Source organism: Oculatella sp. FACHB-28, assembly GCF_014696015.1.
Lineage (GTDB): Bacteria > Cyanobacteriota > Cyanobacteriia > Elainellales > Elainellaceae > JAAUTN01.
Genome location: NZ_JACJPJ010000041.1, coordinates 99,821 through 115,683 on the forward strand (window position 1 = coordinate 99,821; position 15,863 = coordinate 115,683).

The window sequence follows — 15,863 nt, forward strand, 5'->3', positions numbered from 1 at the left end:
TTGGGAGAGGAAAAATTGAGGATTTTGGGATTTGGGCAAGGCTTATTCTACGTCCCACTTCCCATTTCCCATTCCACACCCCCTTTACCTGTGAGGTGCTGAACAAATGGCATTCAAATTACTGTGGTCTTTGCTGATTCGGTCGAGCGTTGTTGGAGCAATTTTGTTGGCTGCGACAGGGGCGATCGCCGCTGATATGCCCGTCCCTGCTGAACCCGTCACCGATGCTGAACTCCTGACCTCCAATGGCTCTTCTGAGTCTGAGCAGCCCACAACACCCGCTGCAATCCCTGCTGTAACTCCGAGCGTACAGGTTCTTTCGCCCGTGCCGTCAGAAACTGCGATCGCAGATGACGTTTCTACTGAAGTTAATGAATTTGAGCCAGATTTTGCCGAGCAAGAGCCGGTTGAGCAGAATCTAGTTGAGCAGAATTTGGAGCCGGTGGGCGATCGCTTCGGCAACGACTCAATGGCGCAGATTACCTCCGTCTCTCAGCTTTCGGACGTGCAGCCGACCGATTGGGCATTTCAAGCCTTGCAATCTTTGGTAGAAAGGTACGGGGTCATCGCTGGATATCCTGATGGCACCTTTCGGGGCAACCGGGCATTGACCCGCTACGAATTTGCCGCAGGTCTAAACGCCGCCCTCGATCGGATTAACGAATTAGTGCAAGCAGGTGTTGAAGACCTCCCTACTCAAGCAGACCTGGATGTCTTGATACGATTGCAGGACGAATTTGCCGCTGAATTAGCCACCCTACGTGGTCGCGTTGACAACCTGGAAGCTCGAAGCGCTGAGCTAGAAGCAAACCAGTTTTCAACCACTACGAAGCTGGTCGGGGAAGCAATTTTTTCAGTCTCTGATTACTTTGGCGACAGTGACAATAATCAAACTGTTTTTCAGCATCGAGTTCGGCTTGATTTAGTAACCAGTTTCACGGGCGAAGATGCCCTATATACTCGGATTGCCACAGGTAATGCGCGGCAATTCTCACAGCAGCCAACGCTTCCCGTTGATCTTTCACCGGGCACGCCTGATTTGACGGCCACTGCAGAAGGTTCCCTTACGCCCAGAATAGGCGGAGCAACTGACAACGACTTTGTTTTAGATTGGCTTGCCTACTATTTTCCGATCAGTTCAAACGTGAACGCCTACGTCTCTGCAACCGGTGGAATCCATAGCGATTATGTGTTTAGCACCGTCAATCCTTTCTTTGAAGACTTTGATGGGGGCAGTGGCTCAATCAGCACCTTCAGTCAGGAAAGCCCCATCTATCGAATCGGGGGCGGTGCAGGCGCAGCCTTAAACTTTGCCTTTGATGAAGACGACACTTTTGTATTAAGTCTAGGTTACCTGGCTGAGACAGCTAATGCCCCCAGCCCCGGTAGCGGTTTGTTTAATGGTGACTATGCCGCATTAGGGCAGCTTACGTTTACCCCAAGCGATCGCTTTCAGTTGGGTTTAACCTACGTTCACGGCTACCATTCCTCCGACAATCCAATTTTTGATTTGGGCGTTGGAGATGAAATTTTTGTCGGCACCTCTCCCGCCAACTTGGTGCATATCGACCGCAACGTGCCTGCTATCACGAATTCCTACGGCATCGAAGCATCTCTTCAGCTTAGTCCTCGATTAGTAATTAACGCTTTTGGGGGCTACACAGATTTGACCTTGATTGGCACTGAAGGGGGTGAAATTTGGTACTACGGCTTGGGTATAGCCCTCCCTGACCTATTTCAACCAGGCAATCTGGGCGGCATCTTTGTCGGCGTAGAGCCATATCTGGGTGGACTGGATGGTGGACTCACCTATCGCAGCGCTGGCTTTGAAACAGACACGACCTTGCAAAACGATACTTCACTGCACGTTGAAGCCTTCTACAAGCTACAGCTCAGTGACAATATTTCCGTTACTCCTGGTTTGGTTTGGATTACGGCTCCGGACCAAAATAGCGGTTTGGACGACTACGTCATCGGCACCATCAGAACCACTTTCACTTTCTAATCACGCTAATAATGTGAGTTTGATAGCGCCATTTTAGCCACACCTTTTACGGCTGAAATGGCGCTTTGTTTGGCTTGCTCAAAAGTGCGATCGCTCCCTCCTGATACCGATTTAAGCTGATACCGATTTAAACGAGTTTCGTGACACATCAATTTCTGTAAGGGCGCACTGCGGTTGCCCACCAGCGTTGAGCAAATTGACTAAGACGTGATAAAGATCACTCATTTAGCTCACAATTCTCACATTTTTGTGAGTTGAGAATCACCAGGCTCACCACGGAAAGTTGCGATTCTTATCTGTATGAGAGGAATAACGACGGAGTGCTTTACCACTTACCAGAGGATGCCCCCATGATAAACGTGCTGGATCGACCCTACGTAGAAGAAGAACTCGTCGAGACTGTTGAACCCATCGATGAGGGTGTTGAGTCAATTGAGGTTAAAAAGCTACTACCCTTTGATTGGCGCAAGCTGATGATATTGGGTGTATCGCTTGATGATGCCAAAAGAATCGCAATTAATCTGATTGTGCGAGAACTTGTGCCGGTCTACTGGCGCAAGCTGATCGAGTTAGGCGTACCCATTAATGAAGCTCACGATATTGCTGAGGCGGTCGCCCGCTATGACGCTGCCAAAAAATGCCCCAACCATGAGCAAAAGGAGTTGATCAAGCGCTACTGCCCAACCATCTGCCGGGCTGAACTTTGGCGCTCCAAACTACTCCTGGAGTAACTTTTCTAAGTTCAGGTTCAAATTCAGGGTGCATTAGTCTTGGAATAGTTAACTCAATCGTTGAATCTTAGATAGATACCGAAACAATTTTAATATCCAAACAAATATTGAACAGATACCCGAAAAACAGATGTCTTAAGAGAGTACCGGTTCGTTATTAGGATGTCGTCACGAAATCATGACTGACCTATCAACGGCAATTCAACCTGAAACTCTGCACCTTGTCCAGGCTGACTGATACAGCGAAGCTGACCGCCATGCCCTTCAACTACAATGCGGTGAGCGATCGACAATCCCAAACCTGTACCTTGTCCTACTGCTTTGGTTGTAAAGAAAGGATCAAAGATTCTAGCTTGAATATCTACGGGAACTCCCGCTCCATTGTCCCGAATCGAGACCGTCACAGAATTGGAATCGTGCCAAGTATGGATTGTGATTTCGCCCCTACTGCCTGCTGCATCCAGAGCATTATTCAACAGGTTTAAAAATACCTGATTGATTTGTCCAGCGCGACATTCTACTTTTGGCAACGCACTATAGTGTTTGTCTATCCTGACTCCTGTCCGGAGACGGTGTTGCAGAATGACAAGACTACTTTCAATCCCCTCGTGTAGGTCAACGGGCTTTCGGTCTGCTTCGTCCAATCGAGCAAAATTTCGTAGGGTTAGCACTAATTCTTTTAGCCGATCGGCTCCTATCTTCATAGACTGAAGCAAATTCGGAAAATCTTCTCGGACAAACTCTAGCTCAGATTGAGAGTTGAACTGGGCGATCGCATCCGGTGGGTCTGGAAACGCCGTTTTATACAGAGAAAGTGCCTCAATCATTGAGTCTGCATAAGTTTGAGCGTAAGGCAGATTGGCATAAATAAAAGTAGTGGCATTGTTCAATTCATGAGCAATACCAGCAACCATCTGCCCCAGACTAGACAATTTCTCTGTCTGAATTAACTGCGCCTGCGTTGTCCGCAGATCGTATAGCACTTGCTCCAACTGACGCGCTTGTGCTTGAGCCTGAACGGCTGATTCCTGTACCTGAGCATGCAATTCTGCTTGGTGAATGGCGATCGCCACCTGATTTCCAAGCTGCTGTAGCAGATCCATTTCCCAGTTTTGCCAAATCCTTGGGCTGCAACACTCATGAGCAATCAGCAAGCCCCAAAGCTTTGTCCCAATTAGGATCGGCACAATCAGATTGGCCTGAACCTGTAAGCGCCTCAAAAAGTTGATGTGACAGGAGTCTAACCCTGCTTGCAGAATGTTATTAATTGCTCGAATCCGTCCTCCCTGGTACAGATTGGCATATTCGCTAGAGAAGCAATTGTCCTGTCCCATCTGTCCCAGCACCGATACCCAAGGCTCAGCAACGTCTTCCACCACAACCGAGCCTTGCCAGTCTTGAAAAAATTGATAGATTACAACCCGGTCAGTGTCGAGCAACTGCCGCACTTCTCGCACCACCGTTTGTAAAATTGTATCCAGGTCAAGAGTGCTGCGGATTTGATTAGTTACGAGGCGCAGCAAAGCTTCTCGCTCTACCTGGCGACGAGTCTCACTGTAGATCTTTGCCTGGTTGATGGCGATCGCCACCTGGTTGCCGACTTCTTCTAAAAGCTGTTGCTCCCAGTCCAACCATTCTCGCTCGCGATCGCACTGGTGCAGCCCAATAATGCCGTTGACTTGCCCTCTATACCACATTGCTGTAGCGAGCGTTGAGCGAATTTCTAGCGATTCTGCAATCTGATGCGTTTGCTTGCTTAAACCAGGAAATTCTGAAAAACGCTTCAACCCCAGCGCTCTTGGCTGCTGCATCAACATCCGCAAGTAAGCATTTCCCTCAATCGAAATGCGATTACCAATTTGAGTAGGATAGTCTCTCCGACAATACTCACCCTGACAGATCAGCGTTTTTTGTTCACCCGGTTCTGTAATTAGAATGTCAGCTCGGCTACAGTCAAGCACTTGACACAAGATGCGACAAGCCGAGTTGAGCACCTCGTTCAGATCCAAAGTGCTGCGAATTTCGTTGTTAATCTGGCTCACCAGATTAGACAGTTGAACCTGCCGTTGCAACTGCAGTGCAACAACCTGTTCACCATCGACTATTTGTTGTAGGCGTAAGCTTTGACTTTCTGTGCTCAGGTCAAAGGGCTGAATGGGCTCAGTCACGGATAGCTGACTCAAAAACCAGGGTGTTTCAGGAGACATAAAATTGATGATAGGTACCCTGCATTGGGATCAATCCATTGCAGTATCAGTGTAAATCTCAGCCAACGCACCCCAGCTAAGCAATCGCATCTTGAAGTAAATCTACGAGTAAACTCTGATTAGAGCATAAGCAAAGCGGACACTCGTCAGCATTTTGGCTTAAACTCTCTGTCACCGCTAGCCTTAAATGTCAGGCAACACCAGCAGGGAACTCAACCGTCTTAAGTCTAATCGAAAAGTTAGGCTTAAGACCTCTTGACTAACCCAACAACTTTCCGGTTTTCAGCACTGCTAAGTGTACTTTTTGCGACTTTTGATCCACTCGCCACACTCCAATAATTAAAAAAAGCCACCGCTCAGAATAGAAAACCCTGTTTGAGTTAGACTGGTTGCTTCTATTTCAACTTTTGTCTATCCCAATTATGGATTGATGCATAGCGTAGCTACTGCAAACACGATTAGGAATCCACCATTAGACAGAAACGTGAATATTTGTGTTCCAACAAGGTGACTAACCAGAAACTCTCAGCGGACGATTCTGAGCGATCGCTGTCGGGGCTAACGTTCTCCAATTCTTTAGCTTGAGCCTGCAATCTCATTGGCTCCATTTAGCAGGTTGCTGTCGCATCAAATGCAAGGGGGTGCTACCAGTGTCAAAATGAATTCAAAGTACTTCAGAATATGTCCACTCAATCAACCTGGAAGCAAATTTACCCCTCAATTAAAACAGCAGTCGCTTATCTAGAGCCAATCGATCTGCTGTTAACACAAGCTGTCAGAACTCTTGCTGCGTTCTACCAGACAGATTGTTTGCTGTGGGCAGGGTTAGAGACAGAAAATCCAGATTCATTTCAAGTTTACGCAACCTCGGGAGCACGACACTTCGTTACAGGACGTGCCGTTCAACAGTCTTTGTCTCCAACAGAGCTAGTTCTCAAAGACGATTTATCCTTAAACGATTCATTTCCGGCGGTTTGGCAAATTTATCCAGAGACTCTACCGGAGTGGCTGGTCACACAACAGCGACTTCCTCAAGTAACCCAACTAGAAACAGGTGAACTGATTGTACCTGCCACCCACAACGGGCGTTTAAGTGCTGACTTTACCGGCAGTTTTAGCGTTGGGGCGGTCGCCACCAGTGCAGACTCGGTTCGTTCACTCCAGCTTGTACTCTTGCTCAATCGACCGTTGCCTTCCCAAGCGACTGAAGCAATAAGCAAAACTGACCCTGCGGACCCTGCATCCCCTCAAGGTTGGTCTTTAGCAGAAGTTGAGTCCTTAGAAGTTGTCTGTAGCCAGTTGGGATTAGCTTACAGCGCCCTATATTGGCAACAACGCTTAGAACAAGCCCGACGGCAGGCATCTTTAGTAGGACGCATCGTCCGGTTGCTGAACTCCAATCTTAATCCTGATGAAATCGTTGGGCGAATTGTTGCAGAGTTAGGGCAAGGGTTAAACTGCGATCGCTGTATCCTGATCGATTTACGCAGCACCCCACCGAGCATTTTGGCAGCCTGGGAACACCCAGACCAACAGTTGCCGCCGCTGGAACGACAGGTGGATCTCACCCGCTGGCAAAGCGTCATCGACGTATTCATTCAAGATGGGGTTTCTTACCTCGAAGTAGAGCAAGACGGAATTAATTCTGACCCCTTACAAGATTGGCTGCACGCAATTGGGGCAGTTTCAGCGCTGATTGTACCGTTGTTTATCCAAGCAGAATTTTTTGGGGCAGTTTCGCTGTTGTCTTATCAATCTGACAAGGTTTATCAGCTAGATGAATTGCAAACGATTCGCCAAGTGGCAGATCAGGCGGCGATCGCTCTCACCAATGCCCAGCACTACCAGAGCCTCTGGCATAAACAAGAAGCGCTGCGAATGCAAAACAATTCAGTTCAGCTAGAAATCGTTCGCGATGATCTCACCCAGTTGATGAATCGCCGTTCTCTAGAACGAGAGCTAGAACAGTTTAGTACCAAAGCAGTTTGGGCTGTACAAGAAGATTTCTGTGTCATCATACTCGACATCGACTACTTCAAATTGGTCAATGACACCTACGGGCACTCAGTTGGGGATGAAGTGCTACAACATCTAGCTCAACGGCTCCAGCGCCAGTTGCGGAAAGAAACAGCTATCTATCGCTATGACGGCGAAGAATTTGTGGTGCTATTAGCCGAAACGACGTTAACCGAGGCAGTCGATGTTGCAGAACGATTACGGCAGGCAATTCGGGCGGCTCCGATGAAAACAAGCGCAGGTGAAATCAGCATCACGGCTAGCTTTGGCATCGCTCAGCAAAATTCAGCCCAGGATCGCAACGCTTGGGATGTTTTGCAGCGGGCTAATCGGGCACTTGATCATGCCAAACGCCAGGGGCGCGATCGCGTCAAAACCCTCTAAAAGAGCCAACATTACTAAACCAGCATTGCTCAATTTGAGAAAGTTCAGTCACCTTTAAACTGGCGGAGCCAGTGACTCCCCGGATAGACTCGAAGCGGCGTTAAAGTTTTCATTTGAGGCAGAACGTGTATGGCAGTTCACCCTTCCCCCGCTTCTCTGGCCACTAAACCCATTGCATTTGGGACAGATGGCTGGCGAGGCTTGATTGCAGCCGATTTTACTTTTGAACGCTTAGTTCATGTTGCGCCTTTGGCTGCAAAAGCGTTGGAAAAAGAATACGGCAGCAAGGTGGGCACCCGTACCATTGTGGTCGGGTACGACCGCCGATTTCTCTCAGAAGAGTTTGCTCAGGCAACCGCTGAGGCAGTTCAATCCGCAGGGTTTGATGTGCTGCTGTCAGAAAGCTACGCCCCAACTCCGGCTTTCAGTTGGGCAGCAAAGCAGCATGATGCATTGGGTGCGCTCGTCATTACCGCAAGCCATAATCCAGGTGGCTACTCTGGGTTAAAAGTTAAAGGGTGCTTTGGCGGCTCCGTTCCACCTGAAGTCACTAAGCAGATCGAAGCAATGTTGCAAGCAGGTGAAACGTTTACAAATACCGCCGCCGGAACCTTACAAACGTTCAACCCATGGCAGAGCTACTGTGAAGTTCTTCGCAGCAAGGTTGATATTCCAGCCCTGCAAGCGGCGATTGCAGGGGGCAAACTGACTGTCTTTGCCGATGTCATGCATGGAGCGGCAGCAGGAGGGTTGGGTCAACTGCTAGGAGTTCCCATTCAAGAACTCAACAGTAACCGCGATCCCTTGTTTGGGGGTGGCGCTCCAGAACCTCTACCGCGTTACTTGTCTGACCTGTTTCAGCAGATTCGCTCCTATCAGCGAAACATACCGGGTGGTCTAACCGTAGGATTGGTGTTTGACGGAGACAGCGATCGCATCGCCGCTGTAGACGGACAGGGAAATTTCCTCAGTTCTCAAATTCTGATTCCAATTTTGATGGATCACCTGGCGACCCAACGCGGTTTCACCGGAGAAATTGTCAAAACAATCAGCGGCTCCAACCTGATTCCGCTGGTCGCCAAGATGCACAACCTATCCGTTCATGAAACTCCCATTGGCTACAAGTACATCGCTGACCGAATGCTCGAAACTCCTGTGTTGCTGGGCGGTGAAGAGTCCGGTGGCATCGGCTACGGCAATCACATTCCCGAACGAGATGCGCTGCTTTCTGCACTGTACGTGCTAGAAGCAATTGTCCAATCGGGAATGGATTTAAGCGACCTCTACCAAAAGCTTCAGGAAAAGACAGGCTTCACTGCTGCCTATGACAGAATTGACCTACCTCTTGCCAGCATGGAGGTGCGATCGCGCCTACTAGAGCAACTCAGAACCCAAACCCCTAAGGAAATTGCGGGTGCTGAGGTAACTGACTGTCTTGCAATTGATGGTTACAAATTCCAGCTTGCTGACCAAAGCTGGCTGTTGATTCGATTCAGCGGTACGGAGCCTGTCCTGCGTCTCTACTCTGAAGCCGCCACCTTGGAGCGAGTCCACCAGATTCTTGGTTGGGCAAAAGACTGGGCAGTCTAGGAAAATGCACGCTTAAGGGGGCACGACATACAGTGGTGGTGTACCATGCCACTGCTGTATGTCGTGCCACTGAGAATTGCCATAGCTCAAGCCCTTTGCTTGTTCAAGATCAGGCTTGTTCCTCGTCAGGTATCAGTAAGGACTGCACAAATTCATATAACTCTGCTTCCAATCGCCCTTCTAGCTGTAGATCCTTCAGGTTAATCAATCCCTGAGCGAGTTCTGGCGATCGCTTCTTATAAAGATTATTCGCCGCTAGCAAATCCATAAAGACTTCCTGCTCAATCTGCGTCCGGCTAGCCTCTTCAGAAAGCGGGGAAGCGTAAGCCACAGCCTCCACTTCATACTTGAGCAGAAAAATAATCGCACCGCTGAGCCGTTGAAGCTGTTGCTGGAGCTTTCGCACATCCAGGTCTAATCGGTCAAACCCAACCTGCCCTTCAATCCGCAGTTCCACAATCGGCTTCTGAGACGGATCAAGCTGTTTGGATTGGATAGCCTCTGTAACTTTGGCGATCGCTTCCTGCTCCACCTCTTCCTGGCTTTCCTGACCCCGGGTCATAAACCTCAAGCGCACAATCGGACGCTGATAATAATCCTGCTTCAGCTCGGCTTGAACGCCAGAACCATTCATCTCGACCAGGTAAACACCCCGCTCATAACGAGACTCCTCAACGCTGTTTGCCTCCACCGAACCGGGGTTAAAAATCCACCCTTCTACTTCATAGTTCTTGTGAATATGCCCCAATGCCAAGTAGTCAACACCAGCCTGCTTCAAAGGCAACAAATCTGCATAGCGTAAGGCTCCCGCATAACGAGCGATCTGCCCCTCCAAACCATGATGAAACAGCATCAGCGTATGCATCGCCCCAGACGGTAATGCCTCAATTGCAACCGCAATTTGCTCAATCGACTTAGGCGCAGCCGCACCATACCAGTTAGATCCCAGCACCCGCACACCGCAATCTAGGTCAATATAGCCGCCCCGCCGACTCTCCAAATCCCAAGGCTGATAAAACGGTTCTCCCGCCGAAATATCGCCTGGTTCTAGCAATAACAACAATTCCCAATCTGCTAAATAGCGCAGCCAGCTTGTTTTAGTGCCGTAGGGACGATTATCGTGATTACCCTCGATTGCCAGTACCGGAATTCCAGCTTGCTTCAGCATTTGCAAGCACGTCTGAGCCTGGTTTAAAGTTGCAGGTTGAATGTTGCGGTGTTCGAACAGATCCCCCGCGATGACAACAAAATCAACATCTGCGTCAACTGCGTACTTCTCTAATGCATCGTTAAAGGCGTAGAAAAAATCTCGCGTTCGCTCCTTGCTGTCGTAGCGATCAAAACCCAAGTGAACGTCAGCTAGGTGCAAAAAACGAGGCACAGCTTAATTCCTACACAGCGAAGATCAAGTAGTTTAGATCGAGACAGGAGAAGAAGTTGAAGCTGCCAGTTCTTCAAGTCTTTCCTGTTGATCTTGGGAAATACAAGACTGAATCATCGTCTCTAAATCACCCTCCAATACCGGAACTAGAGTGAAATTCTGCCCCAGGCGATGGTCGGTAACGCGATTGTCTTTGTAGTTATAGGTACGAATTTTTTCAGAACGAGCGCCCGTACCGACCTGCGATCGCCGCATAGAGGTCACTGCCTCCTGCTGTTCTCGCAGCTTCATCTCGTAAAGCTTTGCCCGCAAGATCTGCATTGCCCGCTCTCGGTTTTGCAGCTGCGATCGCTCCTCAGTACAGAAAATCCTAATTCCAGTTGGCTTATGGAACAGGTCAACCGCTGTTTCTACCTTGTTAACGTTTTGCCCACCGGCACCGCCTGATCGTGCCGTAGTCAATTCGATGTCTTTGGGGTCGATCTCAACTTCCACATCGTCTACCTCTGGCATAATCGCCACTGTCGCCGTAGACGTGTGAATGCGGCCCCCCGCCTCGGTTACCGGAACTCGCTGTACCCGGTGAACCCCAGCCTCAAACTTAAGCTTGCTGTAAACGCGATCGCCCTGAATCTCCAGAATCGCTTCTTTAAAGCCGCCCATGTCGGCCAAAGATTCACTCACCAGCTTGACTCGCCAGCTTTGAGTCTCCGCATAGCGCGAATACATCCGCACTAGATCTCCAGCCCAAATACTAGCCTCGTCCCCTCCGGTACCTGCCCGGATCTCCAGCATGATGTTCTTGTCATCATTCGGATCGCGGGGCAGCAACAGAATCTTTAAGCGAGTCTCCAGTTGGGCAGTCTTCTCTTCCAACTCTTCCAACTCCAGAGCAGCCATTTCCCGCATCTCTGGATCACTACCTGCCTCCTTAAGGATCTGCTTGGTTCCAAGTAATTCCTCTTGAGTGGTCTTCCAATCCTCAAAAGCCATTACTGTCTCTTCTAAGGACGAACGAGCCCTTGCCACGCGCTGAAACTCGTTGGGATCGGTTGCCACATCAGGATCAGCTAATCGACGAGTCAACTCATGGAAAGTCTGTTCAACAGACTTTAACTTTTCTAGCAGATAGGACTCAGCCATCGGAAAACCTTCGCATTATCCAGGTAGTAGGGATCTGAACAGTTCTCCATATTCAACCTCAGTTGCATACAGTACAACCAGGCTAAATATGACAGCCAGCATCTCTACTTTTCCTTTTCCTGGGGTGTCTCAGAAGTAGATTGTTGAGTATCCATCATGCCGTATTTCCGCAAGAACCGCTCCACTCGACCCTCAGTGTCAATGATTTTCTGAGTTCCGGTGTAGAAGGGATGATTGCCCGACCAAACGTCTACATGAAGTTCTGGCTTAGTAGAACCAACGGTCATCACGAATTCACCGTTGCAATAAACCTTTGCCTCTGGATACCACTGGGGATGAATATCAGCCTTAGCCACAGCTTTTCTCTGTCCTAATTGATTACTTTGTACAATTCTAACTTTTTTGCATTAGCCTTAAGCGCTATGACGCTATAGACATCTAGCCAAACTTTAGCGCTTAGAGTATTGAGGAGCCTTACGAGCCTTGTGCAAGCCATATTTTTTCCGCTCTTTAGCACGAGGATCACGGGTTAAATATCCTTCAACCTTAAGCGGCTTACGGTTCTCTGGGTCTAGCTCACACAACGCACGCGCAACTCCGAGGCGAATAGAATCTGCCTGTCCAGTCAAGCCACCGCCTCTCGCGTTCACGAGGATGTCGTACTCGTTCTCCAAGCCCAACGTTTCAAGCGGAGCTTTAGCTGCTGAAAGATACGCAGGATTGAACTGAAGATACAGGTCCCCAGGCTTACCATTGACTGTAATTTGACCACTTCCTGGAACCAAACGAACTCGCGCTACAGATGACTTGCGTCGCCCCGTTCCCCAATACACAACTTGATTTGACTTTTCGGTGGCTTGCATTACTCTTCTCCTGGAATGGTCTTAATTTGCAATACTTCGGGCTTTTGAGCTTGGTGAGGATGGTCAGGGCCTACGTAAACTTTGAGCTTCGTAAACAGTTGCCGGCCCAATGTGTTCTTAGGTAGCATCCCTTTAACGGCTTGCTCAATGATTCGCTCCGGCACACGGGCTTGCAGCTTTGCAAATGTCTCAGTTTTCATTCCACCAGGACGACCCGAATGGCGACGATAAAGCTTTTGTGAATACTTCTTGCCAGTAACGCTGACTTTTTCAGCGTTGACCACAATCACAAAATCACCTGTATCCAAATGAGGCGTATAAGTTGGCTTATTCTTACCTCGCAGAACCATAGCAATCTCGCTGGCTAATCGCCCTAGACGCTGCTCAGCAGCGTCTACGACGTACCAGTTTCGTTCTAGAGAAGCTTTTTCGGGGACGTATGTTTTGTTCACAGCTCTAAATATCCTTCAATCATTCAGTATAGAAAATCAAATTGAGAACTTATGATCTAACCGAGCAAATGTTCGAATCTCAACTCATCCACAGTAGGCAAGACAAACTTGGGCTGCGTATCAAACCAAAGCTCAGTAGGAAAAGGGAAGTCGGGGTAGCCAACCCGTAACAAACAAAGACCATGCGGGGGAGCGGCATATCTAACTTGGTCTCGCCTTTCGGAAATCCAAAGCTCGGTAAATTCAGCAGGCGATCGCAACCCTCGCCCAACCTGCACCAGCAGACCCACGAGCAACCGCATCATCCCATACAAAAACCCGCTTGCTTGCAGCTCAATGTGAATAAACGCTCCATCGCGGCTACATTTCGCTGTTTGAACCTCCACCCAAGAATGAGGACGACTTGATCCTGCTCGATGGAAAGCTGCCAGATGATGGCGTCCGATCATCGGCGTTAGCGCCTCTTGCATCAAACCCTCATTCAAAGGAGCTTGATAATAATGCCAGGAAAAGGGGCGCACAAACAAGTTGGGACGCTTGTCAGTATAGAGCGAGTAACGGTAGCGTCGCCACAAAGCTGAAAATCGAGCGTGCCAATTGGAATCAACCGCGGCCGAAGCTCGAACCACAATATCTGACGAAAGCCGATGATTGAGGATATCTGCCCATCGATGGGTTGGAACAATTGCAGGCGCATCAAAGTGAGCAACCTGTGCCGCTGCATGTACTCCAGCATCAGTTCTACCAGCCCCATGCAACGTGACTGAGTATCCTAATACAGACTGCAATGCATTTTCGATTTCTTCTTGTACGGTCCGCTGCTGAGGTTGACGTTGCCAACCATGAAAGTGAGTGCCTAAGTATTGAATCACCAAGGCAACTCTCTGTAACTTTTCCGGTGTTGGTTCAACATCAGAACTAGGAGCAGCTGTTACCCATGAAGACTGCATAGCAGGTGTAGACATGACAACAGCTTAAGTCAGTTCAATAATTGCCATTTCAGCATTATCACCTCGACGGTTAACGGTGCGAAGAACGCGAGTGTAACCTCCTTGGCGATCTCTGTAGCGCTCTTTGGCTTGCTCAAATAACGCATGAACGAGTTGCTTATCGTAAAGATAACCCAACGCTTGACGGCGAGCAGACAGAGAGCCGTCCTTAGCCAGAGAAATCATTTTGTCTGCTTCAGAACGAACTGCTTTAGCCCGTATCTTGGTCGTAGTAATACGACCGTGACGAATCAACTCAGTAGTTAAAGCTCTTAAGAGAGCTTTACGCTGGTCAGCGGGTTTTCCAAGCTGATGAACACGACGACGATGACGCATGATACCAATGTAGAAATAGAAGATGAATTTGAAATCGATTTGACTGCTACAGAAACTTAGAACTGCAATTGAGATTAGCTAGTCTTAGCTGGTTTCTCATGAGGCAGAGTAATGCCAAGCCGAACTTGCAGTGCTTCAATTACTTCTTCAGCCGACTTAGCACCGAAATTCTTGATTTCCAAAAGATCCTCTTGGCTGTAATCCAGAAGATCCGCCACTGAATTAATCTGTGCCCGTTTCAAACAGTTGTACGCTCGAACCGACAGCTGAAGCTCTTCAATAGGAATTTGATTGGTTGGATCTTCGTCCTCTGGGAAGTCATCCCTCAACGGCTCAAAAGTGACATCCTTGAGAGGATTGAATAGATCAACTAGAATGCTTGCGGCTTGACTCAATGCTTCCTGAGGAGTTAAGCTTCCGTTCGTCCAAACCTCCATAATCAGACGGTCTTTTTCAAGGGAACCGCCGACTCGAGCATCTTCAATCGTGTAATTGACCCTACGGACAGGCATAAAAACTGAATCGATTTGAAGAAAGTCCAAAGCTGCCGTTTCATCGCGTCCCTTTTCAACAGCCCGGTAGCCAATGCCCTTCTCAATCCTAAATTCCATTTCTAGAGTCGAGTTAGTTCCAACTGTGGCGATATACTGAGTCGGATCAATAATCTCAACTTCAGAAGGAAGCTCGAAATGTTCCGTTGTGACAGTCGCAGGACCTTGGACGAGCAAGCGCCCAATTTGAGGCTGAGAGGAGTAACTCTTCAGCACAATCTCTTTCATGTTCAAGATAATGTCCAAGACATCTTCACGGACACCAGGAATGGTCATGAATTCGTGCGTTACCCCAGCAACACGCACAGCCGTTACTGCCGCTCCTTCTAAATTCGAGAGAAGCACTCGACGCAAAGCATTTCCGACTGTAATGCCTTGACCTCTTTCCAACGGTTCTAGAATGAATCGCCCATAAAGATTTCGATCATCAACATTATCTGTTTCTACGCACTCGACCTGAAACTGTGCCATAGACCAACCTCCCTCTTCCCTAGCATTGGAAAGGCAAACAACACTTTCCTGACTCAATTCATCTCCCGGTAGGTTACCGGATGCACCGCTCTCAATATCTCTCGAACTGTTTACTTCCAGTTCGCCTCAAACCCGCCGTCGCTTAGGAGGACGGCAACCATTGTGAGGAATGGGAGTAACGTCACGGATAAGCGTAATCTCTAGTCCAGCGCCCTGTAGGGCTCTAATTGCGGTTTCCCTGCCAGATCCTGGACCACTTACCATAACCTCAATCTGACGCATACCTTGATCAACAGCCCGCCGAGCTGCACCCTCAGCGGCTGTCTGAGCAGCAAACGGTGTACCCTTCTTGGCACCTTTAAAGCCACTAGAACCAGACGAAGCCCACGAAATAGCTTCCCCATTAATATCTGTAATCGTAATGATGGTGTTGTTGAAAGTTGACTGAATATGTGCAACACCACTCGGCACATTCTTTTTCTGCTTCTTTGCCCCGGACTTACGAGTTGGTTGTCTCGCCATACTTTACTCTCTGGATAAAAACTTAAACTTTGTATCTAGGGAAGCCAAAATCTCATTTTCCTAGCCTTATGGAGCTGATCAGGTAGGACAGAAGAAGCTCAAACCTATACTTAGCTCCATACTCGAACATGCACTTAGACCAAAAATAGATTGAGGCAATCCAGCAAATTTTTGATCATGCAAGAGCCAATGTTCGCAATTTGCTCCTATGCAAGAACCTAG

The 15,863-nt window shown here is 48.6% G+C and carries 15 protein-coding genes; 4 read left to right on the forward strand and 11 right to left on the reverse strand.

All coding sequences use genetic code 11. From position 1 onward, the window contains the following. The first annotated feature begins 106 nt into the window (after nucleotides 1-106). Nucleotides 107-2,005 (forward strand): iron uptake porin, encoded by a 1,899-nt coding sequence (locus H6F88_RS05300; protein WP_199333458.1) that lies wholly within the window; start codon nucleotides 107-109, stop codon nucleotides 2,003-2,005. Nucleotides 2,006-2,355: 350 nt separating this feature from the next. Next, complete coding sequence (locus H6F88_RS05305) at nucleotides 2,356-2,736, forward strand: hypothetical protein (protein WP_190641699.1); 381 nt, start codon at nucleotides 2,356-2,358, stop codon at nucleotides 2,734-2,736. Between the two features lie 176 nt (nucleotides 2,737-2,912). Here the strand turns inward: H6F88_RS05305 and H6F88_RS05310 are convergent, their stop codons facing one another. Next, the gene (locus H6F88_RS05310) at nucleotides 2,913-4,943 is read right to left on the reverse strand and encodes a GAF domain-containing protein (protein WP_190641700.1); all 2,031 of its coding nucleotides are present in this window, start codon (nucleotides 4,941-4,943) and stop codon (nucleotides 2,913-2,915) included. A 458-nt stretch (nucleotides 4,944-5,401) separates the two neighbouring features. Next, on the reverse strand, nucleotides 5,402-5,551 hold the full coding sequence (locus H6F88_RS05315; protein ID WP_190641701.1) for a hypothetical protein: 150 nt from the start codon (nucleotides 5,549-5,551) through the stop codon (nucleotides 5,402-5,404). Nucleotides 5,552-5,624: 73 nt separating this feature from the next. Between H6F88_RS05315 and H6F88_RS05320 the strand changes: the two genes are divergently transcribed. Both H6F88_RS05320 and H6F88_RS05325 read left to right on the forward strand, forming a co-directional pair. After that, nucleotides 5,625-7,343, forward strand: coding sequence for a sensor domain-containing diguanylate cyclase (locus tag H6F88_RS05320; RefSeq protein WP_190641702.1), 1,719 nt, complete (start codon nucleotides 5,625-5,627; stop codon nucleotides 7,341-7,343). 129 nt (nucleotides 7,344-7,472) lie between these two features. Continuing rightward, on the forward strand, nucleotides 7,473-8,933 hold the full coding sequence (locus H6F88_RS05325) for a phosphoglucomutase/phosphomannomutase family protein (RefSeq protein WP_190641703.1): 1,461 nt from the start codon (nucleotides 7,473-7,475) through the stop codon (nucleotides 8,931-8,933). A gap of 109 nt (nucleotides 8,934-9,042) precedes the next feature. Here H6F88_RS05325 and H6F88_RS05330 read toward each other — a convergent pair whose 3' ends face one another. The 9 genes from H6F88_RS05330 to rpsK all read right to left on the reverse strand — a co-directional run bounded on the left by H6F88_RS05330 (nucleotide 9,043) and on the right by rpsK (nucleotide 15,641). Beyond that, nucleotides 9,043-10,314, reverse strand: a complete 1,272-nt coding sequence (locus H6F88_RS05330) for a metallophosphoesterase (RefSeq protein WP_190641704.1) — start codon at nucleotides 10,312-10,314, stop codon at nucleotides 9,043-9,045. 33 nt (nucleotides 10,315-10,347) lie between these two features. Next, complete coding sequence (prfA, locus tag H6F88_RS05335) at nucleotides 10,348-11,457, reverse strand: peptide chain release factor 1 (RefSeq protein WP_190641705.1); 1,110 nt, start codon at nucleotides 11,455-11,457, stop codon at nucleotides 10,348-10,350. Between the two features lie 104 nt (nucleotides 11,458-11,561). After that, nucleotides 11,562-11,813 carry a 50S ribosomal protein L31 gene (rpmE, locus tag H6F88_RS05340; protein ID WP_190641706.1) on the reverse strand — a complete coding sequence of 84 codons (252 nt, stop codon included), beginning with the start codon at nucleotides 11,811-11,813 and terminating at the stop codon, nucleotides 11,562-11,564. A gap of 93 nt (nucleotides 11,814-11,906) precedes the next feature. Next, entirely contained in the window at nucleotides 11,907-12,320 is a 414-nt protein-coding gene (rpsI, locus tag H6F88_RS05345) for a 30S ribosomal protein S9 (RefSeq protein ID WP_190641707.1), read from the reverse strand. Next, nucleotides 12,320-12,772: a 50S ribosomal protein L13 gene (gene rplM, locus H6F88_RS05350; protein ID WP_190641708.1), complete on the reverse strand. Its 453-nt coding sequence runs from the start codon at nucleotides 12,770-12,772 to the stop codon at nucleotides 12,320-12,322. Before rplM ends, rpsI begins: the two co-directional genes overlap by 1 nt. Nucleotides 12,773-12,828: 56 nt before the next feature. After that, nucleotides 12,829-13,737 carry a tRNA pseudouridine(38-40) synthase TruA gene (gene truA / locus H6F88_RS05355; protein ID WP_242050406.1) on the reverse strand — a complete coding sequence of 303 codons (909 nt, stop codon included), beginning with the start codon at nucleotides 13,735-13,737 and terminating at the stop codon, nucleotides 12,829-12,831. 9 nt (nucleotides 13,738-13,746) lie between these two features. Next, the gene (rplQ, locus tag H6F88_RS05360) at nucleotides 13,747-14,097 is read right to left on the reverse strand and encodes a 50S ribosomal protein L17 (protein WP_190641709.1); all 351 of its coding nucleotides are present in this window, start codon (nucleotides 14,095-14,097) and stop codon (nucleotides 13,747-13,749) included. Nucleotides 14,098-14,171: 74 nt separating this feature from the next. Further along, nucleotides 14,172-15,119, reverse strand: a complete 948-nt coding sequence (locus tag H6F88_RS05365) for a DNA-directed RNA polymerase subunit alpha (protein WP_190641710.1) — start codon at nucleotides 15,117-15,119, stop codon at nucleotides 14,172-14,174. Nucleotides 15,120-15,245: 126 nt separating this feature from the next. Then, nucleotides 15,246-15,641, reverse strand: a complete 396-nt coding sequence (rpsK, locus tag H6F88_RS05370) for a 30S ribosomal protein S11 (RefSeq protein WP_190641711.1) — start codon at nucleotides 15,639-15,641, stop codon at nucleotides 15,246-15,248. Between the last annotated feature and the right edge of the window lie 222 nt (nucleotides 15,642-15,863).